5 protein-coding genes are annotated in these 3,516 nt (G+C 65.0%); 3 read left to right on the forward strand and 2 right to left on the reverse strand.

The window, feature by feature from the left end:
- Positions 1-206 (reverse strand): aldehyde dehydrogenase family protein (locus B4L36_RS04270; protein WP_292952876.1); only part of this gene is annotated, 206 nt, incomplete at its 3' end.
- A 169-nt stretch (positions 207-375) separates the two neighbouring features.
- Between B4L36_RS04270 and B4L36_RS04275 the strand changes: the two genes are divergently transcribed.
- The 3 genes from B4L36_RS04275 to B4L36_RS04285 are packed head-to-tail and all read left to right on the forward strand — an operon-like array spanning position 376 to position 3,047.
- Entirely contained in the window at positions 376-1,032 is a 657-nt protein-coding gene (locus tag B4L36_RS04275; RefSeq protein WP_292952879.1) for a peroxiredoxin, read from the forward strand.
- 9 nt (positions 1,033-1,041) lie between these two features.
- Positions 1,042-1,920 (forward strand): glycosyl transferase, encoded by an 879-nt coding sequence (locus tag B4L36_RS04280; RefSeq protein WP_292952882.1) that lies wholly within the window; start codon positions 1,042-1,044, stop codon positions 1,918-1,920.
- Positions 1,921-1,979: 59 nt separating this feature from the next.
- Positions 1,980-3,047: a hypothetical protein gene (locus B4L36_RS04285; protein ID WP_292952885.1), complete on the forward strand. Its 1,068-nt coding sequence runs from the start codon at positions 1,980-1,982 to the stop codon at positions 3,045-3,047.
- 55 nt (positions 3,048-3,102) lie between these two features.
- Here B4L36_RS04285 and B4L36_RS04290 read toward each other — a convergent pair.
- The coding region (locus B4L36_RS04290) for a S1 RNA-binding domain-containing protein (protein ID WP_292952888.1) at positions 3,103-3,516 on the reverse strand (414 nt) is incomplete at its 5' end.

Genomic DNA, 3,516 nt, shown 5'->3' on the forward strand with positions numbered 1-3,516 from the left:
CTTTCGGCGGGCGCGGTTCGCGACCACGACGGCAAGGCGCGCCTGGCGGCCGCGACGGCGGCATCGGTATCGGCCTGGTTGCCCAGACTGATCACCGCGACCGGCTCTTCGGTCGAGGGGTCGATGACCTCCAGATCGTTGGGCGTGGCCGGCTCGACCCATTGGCCGTCGATATAGAATTTGCGCTTGTCCAGCAGCGTGCTCATCGCGATCTCCGTTTCTGACCTGGCATGAAGGTGGCACCGCCGCCGGGCGCCTGCAAGGGCCAGCGGCGGTCAGGCGGCGCGGGCGGATTCGCCGCGGCCGGCGGCCTCTGGCATTCGTTCGCGCGCTGCCTATGTTGGAAACGACGCAATCAAACGGAAAGGACGTCCCATGTCCCTGCGCATCAATGACACCGCTCCGGATTTCACCGCCGAATCCACCGAGGGCCAGATCCGGTTCCACGACTGGCTGGGCGACAGCTATGCCATCCTGTTCAGCCATCCGCGCGATTTCACCCCGGTCTGCACCACCGAATTCGGCGCCGTGGCGCAACTGGCCCCGGAATTCGAGAAGCGCAATACCAAGGTTCTGGGTGTCTCGGTCGATTCGGTCGAGGACCACAAGAAGTGGAAATCGGACATCGAGAAGGTCGCCGGAGCGCCCGCTAATTTCGCCATCATCGACGACACCGCGCTGAACGTGGCCAAGGCCTATGACATGCTGCCGGCCGAATATTACCTGCCGCAGGAAGGCCGCACGCCGGCCCATTCGGCCACGGTGCGCAGCGTCTTCATCATCGGGCCGGACAAGAAGGTGCGGCTGACCATGACCTATCCGATGTCCATCGGCCGCAACTTTGCCGAGATCCTGCGCGCGCTGGATGCGGTCCAGCGGACCGACGGCGTTCCCATCGCGACGCCCGCCAACTGGGTACCCGGCCAGGACGTGATCGTGGCCCTGTCACTGGACGACAAGGCGGCGGAAGAAAAGTTTGGCCCGCTGGATATCAAGCTGCCTTACCTTCGCTTTGCCAAGGATCCTGCGTAGAAGGGGCGAATGACACGTTCGGACCGGCCGCTTTCGCGCAAGCTGGTCCGCCTCGGCTTTCAGGTGCTGGGGCGGGCGCGGGCGCATCGTCAGGATCTGTGGCCGGGCCTTGCGATCGACCGGGCGTCGGGCGCCGTCTCTTGGAAGGGAGGGCACCTTTTGACGCTGGTGCCGGCCGCGCGATTCATACCCTCGGGCCGGTCCCTGTTGGCAATCGTCGGATCGGGCCCGTCACTCCGGGATCAGCGGGTCGAGGCGCTTGGTTCCGGCACCGCCATCCTCTGCAATGGGGCCGCCGCGCTGGCCGACAGAATTCGCCCGCTGGCCGTGGCCGTCGAGGACGAACGCTTCGTCTTTCGCCATCACGCGATGCTGGCGGCTCTGCCCTGCGATATTCCGTTGATGCTGTCGCCCTCCGCCATGCGCGCCCTGGCCGAGCGCGACACGGGCCCGCTTCGTGATCGCGATGTCGCGCTGATCGAAAACGTGATCAAGCCCATCGGCGCGGCCCGGCGGGCGCTGACGGACCCGGAACTGAGCGATTTCGTGATCCTTGGCCGCGAGGGGGCGATCTCGATTGCACCGGATCGAGGAGTTGTGATCACCGGCACCGTGGCCTTCTCGGCGTTGCAATTCGCACTGGCGGCCGGGCCGGAAAGGATACTTCTGGCCGGAATCGATCTGACCAACGACACAGAACCCCGGTTCTATGAAAGGCGGGCCGATTCGGCGCCCTCGGGTCTGAGGTCCGGACTAAGGCGGATCCTTGCGGGATTCAGCCTCGCCGCGACGGTCGCGGGGCGTCGCGGCATCGCGCTTGACTGCGCCTCGCCGGTCTCGGCTCTGCTTGACATCGGTTATCGCCGCGATGAATTGCTGAATCCATGACCGCGAACGTCCGCCGGCCCGTGTTCCTCGAAAGCCGCGATGAATTCTGCGACGGCGTCATGCAGTCACTGACTTGCAACGGCCAGGCCCCGCACCGGATCTCGATGCGGCAATTGTCGCTCTGTATCGGACCACGGGCCTTGCACGATGCGAAAGAGGTGGTGCGTATGACGCATGGCTGGGCGAACCCGGCCAAGATGCTGACAGCGGCCAGCCGCCATGCCGGTATTGCGCGCCGGTTGCGGCAGGAGGGCGCCAATATGGTCTATGTCTGGCGTGGCCTTCTGGGGCGAGCGGCGCTTGCCGCACGTGCCGCGAACGCGGCGGATCTGGCCTGCGTGTTCTTCGAGCGCGGCCCCCTGCCCGGCTGGCTTCAGATCGACATGCAGGGCGTCAATGCACGCAGTTCGATCCCGCGCGATGCGGCCTTTTTCCGAAATTGGCGCAGCCAGTGCGGCAAAACCTCAAGCGGCTGGCGCGACCTTCGCGAAACGCTGGCCGCACGCTCGCCGCGCCGCAAACAGGTGGCGCAGGCCGCGCGCGCCGACTGGTCGGACGAAGCGCCCTTCCTGTTCTGCCCGCTTCAACTGAACGCCGCGGGCGATCTGTTGCCGGATGCCGGCTGGGTGGCCGATCCGGCCGATCTGATCGCGGCGCTGGCGGCGGCCAGCCGCGCCTTGCCGGCGGGCTGGCATCTGCGGCTGAAGCCGCATCCCAATGCTCGCGGCGATCTGGCGCGTCTGGTGGCGCGACATCCGCAGGACCGGCTTGTGATCGACCGTGACACCAATTCACTGGATCAACTACGCGCCTCACAGGGCGTGATCACGGTCAATTCCGCCATGGGACTCGAGGCGTTTTTCTTTGACAAGCCGGTGATCGTTCTGGGTGCCAGCTATTATGGTGGGCTGGGCCGCACCCGGACCGCCGATTCGATCCCGGCGCTTTCTTCATTGTTGCGTCAGCCATGGGCCCTGGACTTTGATCAGGCCGCCCGCGATGATCTGATGGATTTCCTCTTCAGCGACTTCTTCGTGCCCGAGGCTGACCTGCGCGCCGGTCGCTTTGACGTGGCTGCCCTTGTGGCGCGACACGCCCGCCATCGCGCATTGATGGATCTGGCCTGAACGCAACAGCCCCGGAACAGGGCCGGGGCTGTCACATCGCGGTTGACCGGGCCGATCACTCGGCGGTCTGTTCCTGCTTCTCGTCGATCTCTTCGCCGGTCTGCTGATCGACCATCTTCATGCCAAGGCGCACCTTGCCGCGATCGTCGAAGCCCAGCAGCTTGACCTTCACTTCCTGGCCTTCCTGCAATACCTCGCTGGGATGGCCCAGGCGCTTGTTGGCGATCTGGCTGACATGGACCAGCCCGTCACGCTTGCCGAAAAAGTTCACGAAGGCGCCGAAATCGACCAGCTTCACCACCTTGCCGGTGTAGATCTGACCTTCTTCCGGTTCGGCCACGATGGACCAGATCATGTCATGCGCCTTCTTGATCGCATCGCCATTGGCCGAAGCGATCTTGATGACGCCGTCGTCGTTGATATCGACCTTGGCGCCCGACACCTCGACGATCTCGCGGATCACCTTGCC

It is taken from the genome of Paracoccus sp. UBA889, from assembly GCA_002294185.1.
Classification (GTDB): domain Bacteria; phylum Pseudomonadota; class Alphaproteobacteria; order Rhodobacterales; family Rhodobacteraceae; genus Paracoccus.

Coding starts and splice junctions, on each gene's coding strand:
- B4L36_RS04275 (WP_292952879.1), top strand. CDS start 376: ATGTCCCTGCGCATCAATGACACCGCTCCGGATTTCACCGCCGAATCC.
- B4L36_RS04280 (WP_292952882.1), top strand. CDS start 1,042: ATGACACGTTCGGACCGGCCGCTTTCGCGCAAGCTGGTCCGCCTCGGC.
- B4L36_RS04285 (WP_292952885.1), top strand. CDS start 1,980: ATGCAGTCACTGACTTGCAACGGCCAGGCCCCGCACCGGATCTCGATG.